This window comes from Pseudomonas sp. S9 (genome assembly GCF_000222125.1).
In the GTDB taxonomy this organism is placed as follows: Bacteria; Pseudomonadota; Gammaproteobacteria; order Pseudomonadales; family Pseudomonadaceae; genus Aquipseudomonas; species Aquipseudomonas segetis.
The window spans coordinates 94486-111227 of sequence record NZ_AFFX01000003.1; the positions used below are offsets into that span (position 1 = coordinate 94486).

14 protein-coding genes and 1 pseudogene are annotated in these 16742 nt (G+C 56.6%); 6 read left to right on the forward strand and 9 right to left on the reverse strand.

Going from position 1 to position 16742, the window contains the following annotated elements; translation table 11 throughout:
- Positions 1-35: 35 nt before the first annotated feature.
- Positions 36-1106, reverse strand: a complete 1071-nt coding sequence (locus PSES9_RS0107130) for a fatty acid desaturase (protein WP_010485485.1) — start codon at positions 1104-1106, stop codon at positions 36-38.
- 120 nt (positions 1107-1226) lie between these two features.
- Here PSES9_RS0107130 and PSES9_RS0107135 point away from each other — a divergent pair, with 120 nt between their 5' ends.
- From PSES9_RS0107135 to PSES9_RS0107155, 5 genes are all read left to right on the forward strand, one after another.
- On the forward strand, positions 1227-2240 hold the full coding sequence (locus PSES9_RS0107135) for an AraC family transcriptional regulator (RefSeq protein WP_010485487.1): 1014 nt from the start codon (positions 1227-1229) through the stop codon (positions 2238-2240).
- Between the two features lie 8 nt (positions 2241-2248).
- The gene (locus PSES9_RS0107140; RefSeq protein ID WP_010485489.1) at positions 2249-3325 is read left to right on the forward strand and encodes an FAD-dependent oxidoreductase; all 1077 of its coding nucleotides are present in this window, start codon (positions 2249-2251) and stop codon (positions 3323-3325) included.
- A gap of 389 nt (positions 3326-3714) precedes the next feature.
- Positions 3715-5079, forward strand: coding sequence for a glutamine synthetase family protein (locus tag PSES9_RS0107145; protein ID WP_010485491.1), 1365 nt, complete (start codon positions 3715-3717; stop codon positions 5077-5079).
- Positions 5080-5180: 101 nt separating this feature from the next.
- Positions 5181-6494, forward strand: a complete 1314-nt coding sequence (locus PSES9_RS0107150; protein WP_010485493.1) for an NAD(P)/FAD-dependent oxidoreductase — start codon at positions 5181-5183, stop codon at positions 6492-6494.
- Between the two features lie 57 nt (positions 6495-6551).
- Positions 6552-7076, forward strand: a complete 525-nt coding sequence (locus PSES9_RS0107155) for an Mpo1 family 2-hydroxy fatty acid dioxygenase (protein WP_010485495.1) — start codon at positions 6552-6554, stop codon at positions 7074-7076.
- Between the two features lie 17 nt (positions 7077-7093).
- Here PSES9_RS0107155 and PSES9_RS0107160 read toward each other — a convergent pair whose 3' ends face one another.
- From PSES9_RS0107160 to modA, 8 genes and pseudogenes are all read right to left on the reverse strand, one after another.
- Positions 7094-7864, reverse strand: a complete 771-nt coding sequence (locus tag PSES9_RS0107160; protein WP_010485497.1) for a hypothetical protein — start codon at positions 7862-7864, stop codon at positions 7094-7096.
- A 178-nt stretch (positions 7865-8042) separates the two neighbouring features.
- Positions 8043-8867, reverse strand: coding sequence for a biofilm regulation diguanylate cyclase SiaD (gene siaD, locus PSES9_RS0107165; RefSeq protein WP_010485499.1), 825 nt, complete (start codon positions 8865-8867; stop codon positions 8043-8045).
- Between the two features lie 3 nt (positions 8868-8870).
- A complete protein-coding gene (siaC, locus tag PSES9_RS0107170; protein WP_010485501.1) occupies positions 8871-9251 on the reverse strand; it encodes a biofilm regulation phosphoprotein SiaC in 381 nt (126 codons plus the stop codon).
- 24 nt (positions 9252-9275) lie between these two features.
- Positions 9276-9818, reverse strand: a pseudogene (gene siaB / locus PSES9_RS23060) (biofilm regulation protein kinase SiaB).
- Between the two features lie 84 nt (positions 9819-9902).
- The gene (siaA, locus tag PSES9_RS0107180; protein ID WP_010485502.1) at positions 9903-11879 is read right to left on the reverse strand and encodes a biofilm regulation protein phosphatase SiaA; all 1977 of its coding nucleotides are present in this window, start codon (positions 11877-11879) and stop codon (positions 9903-9905) included.
- Positions 11880-12163: 284 nt separating this feature from the next.
- Positions 12164-13297: a molybdenum ABC transporter ATP-binding protein gene (modC, locus tag PSES9_RS0107185; RefSeq protein ID WP_010485504.1), complete on the reverse strand. Its 1134-nt coding sequence runs from the start codon at positions 13295-13297 to the stop codon at positions 12164-12166.
- Positions 13294-13947, reverse strand: a complete 654-nt coding sequence (modB, locus tag PSES9_RS0107190) for a molybdate ABC transporter permease subunit (protein ID WP_029529418.1) — start codon at positions 13945-13947, stop codon at positions 13294-13296. The genes modC and modB overlap by 4 nt, the downstream gene beginning before the upstream one ends.
- Positions 13948-13974: 27 nt before the next feature.
- Positions 13975-14733 (reverse strand): molybdate ABC transporter substrate-binding protein, encoded by a 759-nt coding sequence (gene modA / locus PSES9_RS0107195; RefSeq protein ID WP_010485508.1) that lies wholly within the window; start codon positions 14731-14733, stop codon positions 13975-13977.
- A 387-nt stretch (positions 14734-15120) separates the two neighbouring features.
- Between modA and PSES9_RS0107200 the strand changes: the two genes are divergently transcribed.
- Positions 15121-16725 (forward strand): inorganic phosphate transporter, encoded by a 1605-nt coding sequence (locus PSES9_RS0107200; RefSeq protein WP_010485512.1) that lies wholly within the window; start codon positions 15121-15123, stop codon positions 16723-16725.
- Positions 16726-16742 lie beyond the last annotated feature (17 nt).

A 16742-nucleotide genomic window follows, 5' to 3' on the forward strand; every position in this document is an offset into this window, starting at 1 on the left:
CAGCGGCATCAGCCGCTGTGTCTTGGTTGGGCAACCTAGGCCGTTTGTGCGCTTGGGTCTTCCTGGGCTTGGTCCTTGCGTTGCCAGCGGTTGGCACGGCTGAAGGTACCAAAGTCGTTAAAACGTACACCTGCTTCACGCATCACCTTATGGGCGAAAGGGACGCTCAGTTGGCGAATATAGAAGGGCTCCTTGACCGCGAAATGATGGATGGCGTGGCTGCTGCCAAAGTTGAAGCAGAAGGCTTGCAGCGGCCACATCCACCATGGGTTGAGCACCTGGGTTTGCTGGATCACATTGCCCGGTTCGACATCGCCGTAATAATGCATGTTGGAGCTGACGAAATGCAGGCAGAAGGTGCGCAGTACGTTCGGGCCGACCAATACCACTACTGCGATATTGACGCCGTTGATGAACTGCAGGGTGCTGGCGGACCAGTCGATCGGCATACCCAGGCTACTGCTGAGCAGGTCAATGGCGTGGAAGCCTAGAAACAGGTACCAGGTACCCCAGTTCAGCAGTGCCAGAGGCGCATAAACCAGCAGAGAACGTTTGAGTATTTTCCTGCGGATTTCGGCGCTGGGTGCGCGAGCCGCGCGAATTACGGTGGACATGACGTTATCACCCACCATCAACAAGCGTGCGATGCCCCAGGGTTCGCCATTGGTGATGGCGCGTTCCTCGATGTCCTGCTCGGTACCGGACACCTTATGATGATTCAGGTGCAGGTGGCGTCTGACCCAGGGGTTTATCGTGCTTGGCCGTGCCAGCCACACCAGCGCCATCATCAGGTTGTGGGGGATGCGCTGCTTGCGAAAGTACATTGAGTGAATCAGGTCGTGTTCAAGTTCATGGGTCAAGGATGCAAAGAAAGCATTCAGTAACAGGCATGCCCACCACGACATATAGCCGCCCATGTACAGTGCTGCAGAGCCGATCATGCCCAGCAGGGCAAAAGCGAGGATGCCAGCGCCCAATGCGTCTTGGTGCAATAAAATTGGGAAGCGCTGGCGCAGTTCCACGCCGTGGGCCAGTACTGCTTGGCGAATATGCGCTGATCGTTGCTGGTCATTCATGGCGTCAACGCTTGCAGAATCGTTGGACATAACCCCATCCTCTTAATTATCGGCTGGCAAACCTTATGGTGAGTGCCATAACCATGCGTCATTTGGTATTTATGTGCCCGACCGAGTACGCCAACCTGTTGACTGGATGCGCCAACTTGCATGACCAATGAAGCAACCACCCTGGCCAGCTGGACCCGTGCCCTGCGTAAGCAACTGGATGCGCTGGGCCTTGATAGTGAGCAGCTGTGCCGGCAGGCAGGCTTCGAGCCCGGTGCACTGGACGACCCCAATGGACGTTGTCCGCTGTCGCTGACCACTCGGCTTTGGCAGTTGGCTGTCGAAGCCAGCGGGGACCCGGCGCTGGGCCTCAAGACCTCGCAGTTTGTCAGCCCCACCACCTTTCATGCGCTGGGTTATGCATTGATAGCCAGCTGCAGCATGCGTGAAATGTTCGAGCGCACGGTCAGGTATTACCAGGTCATTAGTGATGTGATGGAACTCGAGCTGCGCGAATGCGCCGATTGCTATGAGTTTTGCTTTCGCACCGCGCCCGGCAGCCAGCCTCCCGCACCTGAAGCACTCGATGCCTTTGCGGCCATCTATGTGCGCAGTTGCCGTAATCGACTGGGCCGCGATTTTGCGCCCTTGGCGGTGTATCTGCAGCGACCCGAACCCGAGGATAGCCAACCCTGGCATGCGGTGTTTCGTGCGCCCCTGGTGTTTGCGGCAGCAGAAAATATACTGCTCTTTGCAAAGCCGGCACTCGAGCAGCAGCTTGATGATGGCAATCCTGAATTGGCCGAACACAACGAAGAGGCGCTCAAGCGTAATCTGGAGCAGCTGCAGGCACCCAGCTGGATACGCAAGGTGCGCGCTCGTTTGGAGGCGCAGTTGCCAGAGGGTGAACCCTCGGCGGAACGCATTGCCCAAGCCTTGCACCTGAGCTTGCGCAGCCTGCAGCGGCATTTGGCCGAAGAAGGAACAAGCTATGAAGCTGTACTGGCGCAAACACGCCAGGCATTGGCCCTGCAGTATATGCGCGAGGGCAATTGTTCAATTAGTGAGATAGCCTACTTGCTTGGTTTTTCGGATGTCAGCAGCTTCAGTCGCGCATTCAAGCGCTGGGCCGGACAGACGCCGAGCCAATACCGCGAGACTCTCAAGGATGACTAGAAAGCGTTATGAGTGATTACGATCTGATCTTGGTCGGTGCAGGCCATGCACATCTTGGCGTGTTGCGTCGCTGGGCCATGCTTGAGCGTCCGTCCGGGCGCATCGCCTTGGTCAGCGCCGACACCCATGCCTGGTATTCGGGCATGCTTCCCGGGTTGTTGGCGGGTCGTTATTCGGCAGCCGATTGCAGTGTCGAGCTACAACCGATCTGCCGCGCCGCCAAGGTCGAGTTAATTACCGCGCAGGTCGAATCCCTTTCGGCGGAGCAGCGCCAGGTGCAACTCAGTGATGGTCGCCAGTTGAGTGCCAATTGGTTGTCGCTCAATGTCGGTGGCCAGGTTGCACCTTTGGCGCAACAAGGTGATGCCATGCAATGCCTGGCGATCAAACCCTTCGCATCGTTCCTGGCGCGTTGGCAGACCTGGCAGCAGTCACCAAAACCCATCGCCATTATTGGCGGTGGCGCAGCGGGTGTTGAGCTGGCGCTGGCGCTTGCCGATAAAGTGCCGCGCTTGTCATTGTTCTGTGCGGGCAAACTGCTTGCAGGTCATAACCCGGGGCTGCATCTGCGAGCGATAGGCGCATTGCGTCAGCGCCGCGTGCGCCTGCGCGAATACAGCCCGATAAGCCGTATTGAAGATGACCAGTTATTCAGCCAGGACGAATTGGTCTGGCGGGGCGAGCGGGCGTTGCTGGCAACGGGCGCGCAGGCTTTGCCCTGGCTCGAGCAAAGTGGCCTGGCCTGTGATGCGCGTGGGTTTGTGCAGGTCTTGCCCACGCTGCAAAGTTGTTCCCATCGGCAGATCTTCGCCGTGGGTGATTGCGCCAGTTTGCCCGGTGCCGCCAAGAGCGGTGTTTATTCAGTGCGTCAGGGGCCGGTATTGGCGAGCAATTTGATGGCCGCATTGCACCAGCAACCCTTGAAAAACTATCGCCCGCAAAAGCAGAGCCTGGCCTTGTTGGCCACGGGGGACGGTGGCGCGCTGTTGGCGTGGCGCGGCATCAGTGCTGGTGGGCAAGTCTATGGATACTGGAAGGACTACCTGGACCAGAGCTTTATTCGTCGACATCGGTTTTCAGGATAGCTCGCCAGATTGTTTAGCCATGAATAATCTAAACATGTAAAAAATCTGCTTTAACAAACATTGTGCGCTGTGCGAGTCTTTGGTTCTATGAGTTCGCCAGCGCTTCTTTCCAAGCAGACTGTCTTTGTCCCGTCGATACGGGAACGGCTCTGCTTTGCTGCAAACCGGGTGAACCCTCTCTTCCCGAAAATACTAGCCTTCTGGGCGCTTTGGCACTGCCGACATGCGCGCCCTCCGGATACAGCCTTCCTCGCGACCTGTTAATCGTTATGCAATAGCGCATACGACGGTTATCGACCCTTGGCAGTCCCATGACACTGCCGCGCTATTGCTTACCCGCTTGCCACATGGCAACTGACTTATTCGCGCGACTGCGCTATCGAGATCCCATGCAATTTGCTCCAGTGCAAGAAGCTGAAAAATTTCTAGCCGACAATCCTGATATCGAGATGTTCGAGCTGTTCATTCTCGACGCCAACGGTGTGCCACGTGGCAAGCTTTTACACCGCGACGAGTTGCCCGCGGTGTACAAGACCGGTCGGCCATTGCCGAGCACTATCCTCGGCTTGACCATGAACGGGGACGACGTCGAGGATTCGGGCCTGGTCTGGGAAGTGGGCGATATAGATTGCCGTGCTTATCCATTGCCCGGCAGCCTGACTCGGATGCCTTGGCGGCAGATTCCGACTGCTGCGGTACAGGTCAGCATGCACCCGACTGAAGGCTTGCCCGCTACTGTTGCCGATCCAAGGCACCTGCTGGTTCAGGTGATCGAACGGCTGAAGGCGGACGGTTATCACCCGGTCATGGCCTGTGAACTGGAGTTTTATCTGCTCGATCAGAAGCCTGATGCGCGGGGGCGTCCACAACCGGCGCTGGATGCCGATGGCGGTCGCCCACGCAGCACCCAGGTCTACGGTTTGCGTGAACTGGAGCAGATAGAGCCCTTTCTCGCTGACCTCTACAGTGCCTGCAAAACCCAGGGAATTCCGGCGCGCACGGCCATCTCCGAATATGCACCGGGCCAGGTTGAAATCACCCTGGAGCATGGCGATGCACTGGCGGCCATGGATCAAGCGGTTCGCTATAAGCGCATCGTCAAAGGAGTCGCCCACAAGCACGGCATGCAGGCCTGCTTTATGGCCAAGCCCTACGATCACCTGGCCGGCACTGGCATGCATATGCATGTCAGCCTGGCGGACGCACAGGGCAATAACCTCTATGCCAGCGAAGATCCGGCGGGCACGCCACTGTTGGCGATGTCGGTGGCGGGCATGCTCAGCGCACTGCTCGACTCACTGCTGTTGTTTTGCCCCAACGCCAACTCCTACCGCCGTTTCCAGGCCAATAGCTATGCGCCCCTGGCACCGACCTGGGGTGTGGACAACCGTACCGTCAGCATGCGTGTGCCGGGGGGTCCAGCCAATACACGCCATGTCGAACACCGTATCTGTTGTGCCGACGCCAACCCCTATTTGGCGGCTGCGGCCATTCTTGCAGCGATTCATCACGGGATTCGCCATGAGCTTGATCCGGGCGCTCCGGTCACGGGCAATGGTTATGCACAGGCTACGGAACTGCTGCCAACCGACTGGCTGACCTCACTGCATGCACTGGAAAACTCAAGCTGGGCGCGTGAAGCCCTCGGTGGCGAATTTCTTGACGTGTATCTCGCGGTCAAGCGCGAAGAACATCGCCAGTTCATGGCTGAAGTGGGCGAACAGGATTGGCGCTGGTACCTGACTAACGCTTGATTAGCCTGAGCCTTCAAGGGCCGCTTGCCAGCGTTGTGCTGGACCTGCCGGCCCTGTTCAGGCTCAAGCCTGCCAGCAAACCGTTTAACCAAGGATTTTGTATGAATGCTCAAGTAGATGTTGTGACCCCGGACGCGCAGCGCTGCAAGTCTTACTACACGGCCACCCTCAACCAGGAAACCAATTACCCAAGGCTGCAAGGCCAGGTCAGTGTCGATGTGGTGATTATTGGCGGAGGCTTTACCGGCGTCGCCAGTGCGGTTGAACTGGCTGAGCGCGGCCTGAAGGTTGCGATTGTCGAAGCCAAGAAAATTGGCTGGGGCGCAACCGGTCGCAATGGTGGCCAGGTCACCGGCAGCCTCTCGGCGGATGGCGCCATGCGCAAACAGATGCGCAATAAGCTCGGCAGTGAGGTTGATGATTTCATCTGGGGCCTGCGCTGGCGTGGCCACGAGATCATCAAGAAGCGTATCGAGAAGTATTCGATCGCCTGTGATCTCAAGTACGGTCACCTGCATGCGGCCTACAAGCCGGCTCACATGGATGACTTGAAAGCGGACTACGAAGAAGCCGTGCGCCGTGGCATGGGTGATGAAGTGACCCTGCTTGACCGCAGTGCCGTGCGCAATCACCTGGACAGCGACCTGTACCATGGCGCAATCAAGAACATGCGCAATATGCACCTGCATCCACTGAACCTGTGTATCGGCGAGGCCAAGGCAGCTGAAAGCCTGGGCGCGCTGATTTTCGAACACTCCGAAGTGCTGGAGATTATTCACGGCGATAAACCGGCAGTGGTGACCGCTGAAGGTCGGATCGATGCGAAGCAGGTCCTGCTGGCTGGTGATGTATATCCCCAGCTTGAGCCGAAAAAACTAAAGGGCATGATCTTCCCGGCCATGGGCGGGATTGTCACCACTGAACCCCTTGGCGAAGTGGCCGACCAGATCAACCCACATGACCTGGCCGTGTATGACTGCCGCTTTGTGCTCGACTATTTCCGCCTGACGGCTGACAAGCGCTTGCTCTTTGGGGGTGGCGCCAACTACTCCGGGCGTGACTCTCGTGACATTGCGGCAGAGTTGCGTCCGGGTATCGAGCAGACATTCCCCAAGCTCAAAGGCGTTGATATCGATTTCCAGTGGAGCTGCGCCATGGGCATCGTGATCAACCGTATTCCGCAGCTGGGCAAGCTTTCGGATAACGTCTGGTATTGCCAGGGTTACTCCGGCCACGGTATCGCCACGACGCATATCATGGGTGAAGTCATGGCCAATGCCTTGACTGGCACTTTGGAGAAGTTCGACACCTTTGCCGGTTGTTCGCACATTAAAGTGCCGTTTGGCGATGTGCTTGGCAACCCGATGCTGGCGGTCGGAATGTGGTATTACCAACTGCTTGAGAAGCTGCGCTGATACGGGCTTGTCGGGTTATGATCGACCTAGTGACCCTAGCTACAGCGGAGAATAATAATGAAAACCCTGGTCGATCACCTGGCGCAGTACGCGGCGTATCACCGCGATCAGCGAAATATCATCAGTCACTTTGTCGGTATTCCGATGATTGTGCTGGCCGTGGCGGTTTTGTTGTCTCGCCCTGGCGTTGAGTGGCTTGGACTCTGGTGGTCAGGCGCGGCACTTGTGAGTCTTGTGGCTGCCGTGTTTTACCTGCGCCTTGACCTGCGCTTTGGCCTGGCCATGAGCATCGGGCTGTTGCTGTGTGTCTGGGCCGGAGCGTTGCTGGCGCAGCAAGGTACGATGCTGTGGTTGGGCTCGGGGCTCGGCCTGTTTGTCGTGGGCTGGCTTATCCAGTTTGTTGGCCACTATTTTGAAGGCCGCAAACCTGCATTTGTTGACGATGTCATGGGGTTGGCAATCGGACCGCTGTTTGTGGTGGCCGAAGCTGCGTTCCTGTTGGGCATGCTTGCTGAAGTCGAGCAGCAGGTGGCCGACCGCGCCGGGCCGGTAAGGCACGGGAGCGGCCAACAATCGATTTAACGCTGCGTTGCCGGGCGCTACTGCGCGGCAACGGCAGGCGAGGCCTGCTCGCGTTCTATCCAGTTTTGCGTCAGCGTGCGTGAATGCCGGTCAACCGTAATGGGAGAAAAGGGCCGGCCCGACACACTCTGCAGGGTGTTGCTCTTGCTGTTCATGTCGGCCAGTGCGCTCTTCAGGTACTCCCAGCGTGCGGTGAGCTTGCCCAGCGCCGGATCATCGGCTAATCCTGCGGTGTTGAGTTGCTGGTCAATCTTTGGCAGCAACAGGCGTTCGTCCTGCCCCAGATAGGTGTCGGGCTGCTCACGGGCAATTTCAAAGGTGCCCATGTAGGAACGACTGAGGTACTGCACGGCAAGGTATTCGACCTCGGCGGGCAGCTCATCGTCACTGCCTTGCGGCATTTGTCGTGCTTCATGCAGAAAGTCGCGTAGCGCCTTGCTCAGCTCCTGTGGATAACGCCACGGCACATTGTCTTCGCTGGGGCCATAGGAAACACCGTTACGCAGCTGGGTAACAAGCTCTTGGCGCGTGGCCAGAAGGTTATCGCTGGGTTGTGAAATGGCTTGCAGGGCGCCGTTTAGAGCTTGTAGGTCTGCTTCGAGGCGCTGTTGATGGATCTTTTGGAAGCCTTCGCCACGTAACAGGAGCAAGCTGCTGGTCGCGCGACAGGCATATACCTGAGCAAGCTCGGCGGGGCTGAGTGCAGCCGCTGAGGTGCTCGCTGGGAAGCTCGCAGCGAGCGCAATCAAAAATATAAAAGCATGGGTAATCATAAGCTTGGAACGCATTCCGGGGTGCTCCTTGTTATTGTTGTGAGCAGTGCGGATAAGACTTTGCGCAGCAATACGCTAGGTATAGATTACTTTTCTGGGGGCGTTATGAAATTAACCGAAAGAGTGATTTTTTGACTATTGATCATCAGCCTTGCAGTTGCCTTGCCACTTGCTGGCAGCCACTGCCTGGATATTAGGGCTGTGGCTTGGGGGCGGTGCTGTCGAGCGACTCATGGTTCGCGTAGATGCAGCGGTCGCGGCCATTGCGCTTGGCCTGTAGCAGGGCAGCATCTGCCCGGTTGAGGGTTTGCGAGTAGCTTTCGTCGGTGCGGTGTTCTGCCACGCCGAAACTGGCGGATACGCTCAGCAGTTCCGTGCTGACCCGCACGGCCAGGGCACGCAGGCCGCTACGCACGCGCTCGATAACCTGTGCGGCCGAGTCCAGGTCGGTGTCGGGTAATAAGATCAGAAACTCTTCGCCACCCCAACGCCCACAAAGATCGTAGCTGCGGACCTCTGCTTGCAAGACCCGGGCGATCTCTTCGAGCATGCGGTCGCCAATATCGTGGCCCCAGTTGTCGTTGATCTGTTTGAAATGGTCCACATCAACCATTGCCAAGACAAAGGTCTTGTTCTGACGAGTGGCCCGTGAAACCTCCTCCTTGAGTCGCTCAATCAACATGCGGCGGTTGGCCAGGGCGGTCAATGGGTCGCGGTTGGAGGCTTCTTTCAGGGCCAGGTTGAGGTCGCGCATCATTTGCTGATAGCGGTCGGAAATACGGGCGACCTTTTCCAGTTTGCGCAGTTGCTTGTGATAACGCTCGGACAACGACAGGTTCTGTTCGCGGGCCAGGGATTGATAGCCATCAGAGATGCGCGCAATGCGTTCGATGCGACCCAGGTGCTCAACATTCTGCTGGTGCAGGCGTTGCAGGGCATCGCGTAGCGGATGGTCCATATACGCAGGATCAGCCAACAAGCTCTCTATCAAGCTATCTAGATCGCGCTCGCGGTTCATATGCTACTCGTCAAAGGTACTGATAGTGAACGCAAATGTGCAGTCTTCGCGAAACTCTTCGGCGAGCTCTGCAACGCGTTCGTTACGGCTGTCGTATAACCAGGTGACACTGACCTCCCGTCCTTGGTTGTGCGCCTCTTCAAGCAGGTCGAAGATATCCATCATGGCTTTGATCGAGCTGGTGTTGAGGTACAGCAGCTTTAGTTGTAGCGCCAGGGGACGGGGTTCTTCTCCCAGGAATCGTTCAACCCACTGGATGACCTGGTCATACAGCTCAAATGAGTTTTCCGGGTAGGAATCGCCTTGCATTGCCAGCACGCCAGCTTGCCAGTCGCCATGAATGGCAGGTGTGGATTGTGTGCTGGCGATATTAAGTTCGCTCATGGTTTTACTCTCAATATCCTTATTTCAAATAACGGCACTAAGGCTAAAAAAGAACCGGCCGTCTTTTTGCTCTTGCAAGCTGGTACGCATAGGCGAGCTGGACTTGCGGGCGATATCCAGCAAGCCAAGACCAGCACCGCTGCTTGCGCCATCTTCACGCGGTTTGCGTAGTTGTTCTTTATAGGCGATTTTTTGTTGGGGTTTTTCCAGCGTAGATAGCCGTGCGACAAAGTCGACTAATTGGCGGCCGTCTTGTTTTGTCACCAGGTTGCCTGCCGATACTACATAGCGGCCTTTGTCGTCGCGAGAAATGGCTACGGTAGCAGAGGCGTCCTGGTCGCCTGAGCACTTCTGGGTGGCATAATGCCTGATTTTTTGCGTCATCTCGATTTAACCCGAAAATACGTCCATCGCCGCCGAAGGCTTGGCTTGCTCGGCCTGCAGGTAGTTACGCAAAGCATTGCCGATTTCCTCGATCAGGCTGCGTGATATCGGGCCATTGAAACAGAGCATGACACGCTGCCGATTGTAGATTTCACGCATTGCAAGTAGATCTAACGATTCCATAGGCGCCCTTGTTATTGTCTGCTCTGGTGAATGTGAGCGGAGCGTATCGCCCCATTCTTTCTCTTCAGCATTTCAATTTAGCCGTTAGCTGTTCTGGTCAAAGCGAAAAGACAGCACGGTGATGTCATCACGTTGCGGCAACTCGCCTTGATATTCCGCGAGTTTCGTCGCAAAAAGCTCAGCTTGCTCGGCTAGCGGTAATTTCGCGTGCTTTTGCAGCATAGCGGTGAATCGCCTGTTGCCAAACCCGAAGCCATGTTCGCCGCCAGCCTGGTCAAGGAAGCCGTCGGTGCACATGTAATAGGTCCAGCCGGGCATCAATGCCAGCTCGATGTTCTGGTATTCACCTTTGCGCTTGTCACCCAAGGCCCTGCGACCTCCCGGCAGTTCCTGGATGGCTTCGCCGTCAGTGGCGAAAAGGCCAATCTTGGCCCCGGCAAACAAGAGTTTTTTGTGGCTGGGATTGACCCAGACCAAGCCCGCATCAGTGTTGGTGGCCAACGCGCGGGATAGTTGCGCATCGGCAAGCATGCCGCGCAGGGCGATGTCTGTTTCACGCAGAATTGCAGCGGGATCATCGGCCCCCGCCACACCAATGGCGTGGTCGATTGCGGCGCGGGCAAGCATGGTCATCAAGGCGCCCGGCACGCCGTGACCTGCGCAGTCGAATACGCCCAGCAAATACCCCTCTTGGTGCTGGCGATACACATAAAAGTCACCGCCGACCGTATCGCGCGGTTGCCAAAGTACAAACTGCTGTTGGCCCAACGATGCACTGAGTTGACGATCGGGCAGAATGGCGCGCTGGATCAGGCTTGCGTAATCAATTGAGTCGTCGATTTTCTTATGTGCCGCGACCATTTCCCGGTTCGCCTGTTCCAGCGCCTGGGTTCGCTCCTGTACCTTGCCCTCCAGTTCCCGGGTGTGCTGTAGAACCTGGTCGGCCATGCTCGAGAAGGCTTGCGTAAGCTCGCCTATTTCATCATTGCGCGCATCAGGCAGGGTTTCTTCATAGTGCCCGGCGGCAATTGCCAGTGCCGAGCGGCGCAGCCCCTTGATTGGCCTTACCACCAGGCTTTCCACTGCGTAGGCAAACCCCAGCAAAAGCACGGCAAGCAAGGCGACAAAGCTGATAAGCAGCAGCCACAACCAGCGGCTATCAACTACATTGGCTGCTTGCAGGTCGACCGAGGTCATTACGTACCACCTCAGTGGCTCGATGTAGGCAAGTGCCAGCAGTCGCGGCTTGCCGTTGACCATGGCGTCCATGGTCTTGACCCGGTTCGGCTCGGTTTGCGCCTGCAACATGATCTGGCGCAACGACTGGCGGTCGTCGCGGTTGCTCAGGTATTCGAATATGTCATTGCTGTGCGGCGCATTGCCTTGCTTGGGCTGGGCTTGAATGATGCCGTCGTGGTTGAACAGCATCGGCATCACACCCGGCTCGGTTTTGCTCAGCAGCTCATCAATAAAGGGCTTGAGGTTCAGCTCGCTGCCGGTGATGCCAAGCAGCTTGTTTTGCGCATTGCGTACGCGCACGTTAAAGCGAATCTTGCTGGCATTGTTCTGATCGTCGACCTCAATGCCCAGGCTGTAGTCGGTTTGGTCATCGCGCAGGGCAAAATAACAGGCGTCTTTCGGGTCCGTTTGGCTGAGGGTGTAGCGGCGGATCTGGCTGACCGGGCTGTCTTCGTCATTGCGATAAAGGTGCAGGGATGAGTCAACGATGATGAAGTAGGATTTATCCAGGAAATCGCTGCGAAAACCCTCTGCTTCATCAAAAAAACGTGTGCGGTGTACCGAGCTGCTTTCATCTTGCAGCCATTGCCGGGTGCCGAGTGAGTTCGCCAAGCGCTTGGACAGTGCCAGCTCCCGACTCAAGGGGGCTGCGATTTGCTGGCGATGCAGAAGGGTGAAGTTACGTGCGTAGGCTTCGCCAAAATGGCCACGAATATCGCCAAGCGCCCGCCAACCAAACATTACGGCCGGAACCAGCGCAATAGCGCACGCAAGCAGGACTGCGAGCGCAGACTTACCCCGTAATCCCCATTTTACAGCCATACGCTATGTCCTTTAGCTACGCAGCCTCTGTGGGCTTTGCGTACAAATAAGTTGTGTGAGTTGTATGGCAGTCGATCGGCAATTTTAAAAAAAGGCAGATAGCCGAAAATGCCTGCCTAAGCGCCCTGGATAAAAGACAAACGATGCTTTTGAAAAAAGATGAAACAGCTACTCGGATAAAACAAGGCTTCAAAGTAGCTTAGATTTCATTAAGCCAGCAGTGGCAAATTGCCATGTGTTGGTTTTTGTCAAGCAAACCAAGGTTTGGAAAAGTCGGCGACCAGCTAGGCTGTGCCGAGCAGTGACACTGATTTGATCTGCAGCCAAACCTGCTGTTGTGGCAAGAGCTTGAGCCGGTCGAACGAGTAGCGGGTGATCCTCGCCACTATGTGTTCTTCGCCCACGGCGGCATGGATCAGCACCTGAGCCTGCCCATCAAGCGAGACGATGCTCACGACCTGTGCTGGAATCAGGTTGAGAATGCTACTGTCATGGGCCTTTTGCAGATTGATGCTGACATCCCTGGCCTTGATCTTGACTCTCACCGGCTGGCCATTTTCCAGCATGGAGTGCGGCAGTTTCAGTACGCTGTCGCAGCCATTCAAGCGGATACTCAGCAGCCGGTAGTGCTGGTCAAAGTCACAGACATGGCCATCAACGACTGCCTCGGCGTCGGCTTCGAAGATAAAGGGCAAGTCATCACGGACCAGCGTCTGCTTCAGAGGCCCAGTGGCCTGTACCCTGCCGTCTTCGAGCACCACCAGGTGATCGGCCAGGCGACCGATTTCATCTGCGCTATGGCTGACGTAGATCACCGGAATCTGCAGTTGCCCATGCAACTGCTCAAGATAGGGCAGCACTTCAGATTTGCGCTTGGGGTCGAGTGCGGCCAGAGGTTCATCCATCAGCAACAGCTTGGGGCTGCACAGCAGTGCGCGGGCGATTGCCACGCGCTGGCGCTCACCGCCGGATAGCTTGTCGGGCATGCGCTTTAAGAGGTGGCCAATGCCCAGCAGCTCGACGGCCTGTTGCAAAGGTACCTGGCGTAATGTGCTGGGGATACGCTTGAGGCCATATTGAAGATTGCCCAGCACACTCAAATGCGGGAACAGGTTGGCCTCTTGAAACACGTAGCCAATCGCGCGTTTGTGGGGCGGCATGAACAGACCGTTCTGGCTGTCTTGCCAGACTTCACCATTGACCTTGAGGTAGCCCTCTTGGGGCTTTTCCAAGCCGGCAAAGCAGCGCAGGCAACTGGTTTTGCCCGACCCGGAGTGACCAAAGAAACCGCTGACACCCTTGCCTGGCAGCTGGAGGTCGACATCCAGGGTAAAGCTATCGTGGCTGAGCTTGAAGTGTGCCTGTATTGACTCTGAAGCCGGGTCTTGCGGCTTATCCATTGGCAATGGCCTGTTCATGACTGCCAGCCTTGCTTCGCCTGGCGGCTGGAGTAGAGCGCGAGCAACACGACAAACGAAAACAGCAGCATGCCGCCAGCCAGCCAATGGGCCTGGGTATATTGCAGGGTTTCGACATTGTTATAGATTTGCCCCGACACAACCTGGGTCTTGCCCGAAATGTTGCCGCCAATCATCAGTACCACGCCAAACTCGCCGACGGTGTGCGCGAAACCTAGAATCGAAGCGGTGATAAAGCCGGGTCGTGCCAGCGGTATGACCACACTGAAGAATGTATCCAGCTTACTTGCGCGCAGGGTGGCAGCGGCTTCAAGGGGAGCGTTGCCAATCGACTCGAAGGCATTTTGCAACGGCTGTACAACAAAAGGCAGGGAATAAAACACCGAGCCGATCACCAGGCCGGTGAAGCTGAACGTCAGGATTCCCCAGCCCAGGCTTTCAGTGAGCTGTCCGATGTAGCCATTTGGCCCCAGCGCAATCAACAGGTAAAAGCCGATAACTGTGGGAGGCAGGACCAGCGGCAGGGCGACTACGGCGCCAACCGGACGCTTCAGCCATGAGTCTGTGCGTGCAAGCCACCAGGCGATTGGCGTGCCGATCAGCAGCAAAAGCACGGTGGACAGCGATGCCAGTTCAAGGGTCAGCCAGATGGCGGGGGGGGGGGGGGGGGCTCGGGGTTAAATCTTGTAGCCATAAGACTTGATGATCGCCTGGGCTTTAGGGCCTTTGAGGTAATCAGTCAGGGCTTTGGCCGCTGGGTTATTTGCACCTTTGCTGAGGATCAGTGCGTCTTGTTCAATGGGTTGATAGTAGGCGTCCGGTACAAGCCAGGCTGAGCCGCTGCTTATCTTGCCATCTTTATACACTTGCGACAGTGCCACAAACCCCAGCTCGGCGTTGCCGGTCGAAACGAACTGCAGGGCTTGAGTGATGCTTTGGCCCTCAACGATCTTGTCCTTGAGGCGTATGCTCAAGCCCAGTTTCTCCAGGGTTTGTGTGGCTGCACGGCCGTATGGAGCAGCTTTGGGGTTAGCCATCGCCAAGTGCTTGAACCCGTTTTGCCTGAGTACGGCGCCTTGTTCGTCGATGTAACCGGGTTTGGCCGACCACAGCACCAGGGCGCCGGTGGCGTAGGTGAAACGTGAGCCGGGAACGCTGTTGCCCGCTTGTTCAAGCTTGGCCGGGGTGCTGTCATCGGCGCTAAGAAATACTTCAAATGGCGCGCCATTGTTGATCTGCGCAAAGAGTTGGCCGGTAGCGCCGAATGCCGGGATAACCCTGTGGCCGGTGTCTTTCTCAAATTCTGCGGCGATTGCTTTCAGTGGAGCTGTGAAGTTGGCGGCAACGGCGACATTAACATCCGCGGCGAAGCTATTAGGGCTTAGTGCGCCGGCAACGAGCAGGGTGCAGAGGGCTTTGAGGCGATGGCGAAACATGGATTTCCCCTTTGGGTGCATCAATCGGTATATGTTTTTGTATATAGCGCTTGGCGGATGCTTGCCCAGCATTGGCCGAAATAATGGCTGCATGCTGTTGAAAGCTGACTTTCAAGTCAATAAAAATCTGTGCAGGTAAACCGCTCGACCAGATTCGAGCTGCTTGTGCTGATACGAGGCTAGCTTATATCGCTGTATTTGAAAATATACAGCGCTTTTTAGAGGCGAATACGGATTTTCTACAACGCCAACGCGCCTGGCAGTACCGCAGCGCTTGATCTTTGGTCATTTTTTCTTAATCAGCCTGTCACCTTCTGGTGAATAAATGATCAGCCAGAACGACCTCCCCGTAATGGGGCCATTGCGCTTTAGTCTGGAGGGATACAAATGGCTGGCTCCCCAACTTCAAGTAACGTCTTGGCTACTCCGGCAGGGGGCATCTCGAAAATCAGTCTGGTTTTCGCTGCGATGCTCATCGCTGTCACCTTGTATTTCATGGTTTGGGGGCTGGAGTACACCCACAACAACTATGCGCTGTTGTTTATCCTGGCGACCTTGTTTGGCATCTTCATGGCCTTCAACATTGGCGGTAACGATGTCGCCAACTCCTTTGGAACCAGTGTTGGTGCGGGCACCCTGAGCATACGCCAGGCGCTGATGGTCGCGGCGGTATTTGAGGTTAGCGGCGCGGTAATCGCTGGCGGTGAAGTGACCTCGACCATACGCGGCGGCATTGTTGACCTGGGTGCCATGGCGGTCTCGCCGATGGACTTTGTCTACATCATGATGTCGGCACTGATCGCGGCGGGAGTTTTGTTACTGTACGCGACCAGGAAGGGCTATCCCGTCTCCACCACCCATTCGATCATTGGTGCGATTGTCGGTAGCTCTATCACTTTGGGCATCCTGCTCAACGGTACTGATACGGCACTGGCGCTGGTGCAGTGGGGCAAAATCGGTCAAATCGCGATTTCCTGGGTGCTGTCACCGTTGCTCGGCGGGATTGTGGCGTACCTGCTGTACGCGCAGATAAAAAAATACATCCTCACTTACAACGACGAGGCGGAAAGCCAGATAAGGCAGATCCGGGAAGAAAAGCGCAATCACCAGCGCCGGCACAAAGAGGCATTTGAGCGGCTGTCCGAGATCCAGAAAATCTCCTACACCCACTCCATGACGCGCGACATGCAGGTGATCAACGATCGCGATTTCCAAGCCGAAGACCTTGAGTCCGACTACTACCGCGACCTGCAGAAAATCGAGAACAAGCGTGGCCAGTTGCGTACCCACAATGCACTGGAAACCTGGGTGCCGGTGATCGCGGCAATTGGGGCGGTGATCATCTCCTCCATGTTGCTGTTCAAGGGCCTGAAGAACATGCACCTGGGCCTGAGCACCCTTAACAGCTACTTGATCATGGTGATGATCGGGGCGCTGGTCTGGCTGGCGACTTTTATCTTTGCCAAAACCCTGAAGGGGGAATCGCTGAGCCGGGCGACTTTTGTCATGTTCAGCTGGATGCAGGTCTTTACCGCTTGTGGCTTTGCCTTCAGTCATGGCTCCAACGATATAGCCAATGCCATCGGGCCGTTTGTTGCGATTCTGGAAGTATTGCGTACCGGCGCTATCGGTTCAGAAGCAGCCATTCCGACTGCGGCAATGGTCACCTTCGGTGTCGCTCTGATTGCCGGCTTGTGGTTTATCGGCAAAGAGGTGATTCAAACCGTGGGCCACAACCTCACTGCGTTGCATCCTGCCTCGGGGTTTTCCGCCGAGCTTGCGGCGGCCGCGGTGGTGATGCTGGCCTCGGTGATGGGGCTGCCGGTATCGAGCACGCACATCCTGATTGGAGCGGTGCTGGGCATTGGCCTGGTCAACCGGCAAACCAACTGGTCGCTGATGAAACCCATTGCCCTGGCCTGGGTGATTACCCTGCCTGCCGCGGCAGTGCTTGCCGCCGTTGCCTTCCTGGCCTTGCGAAGCCTCTTCTGAGGCGGGCCTAACCTGAG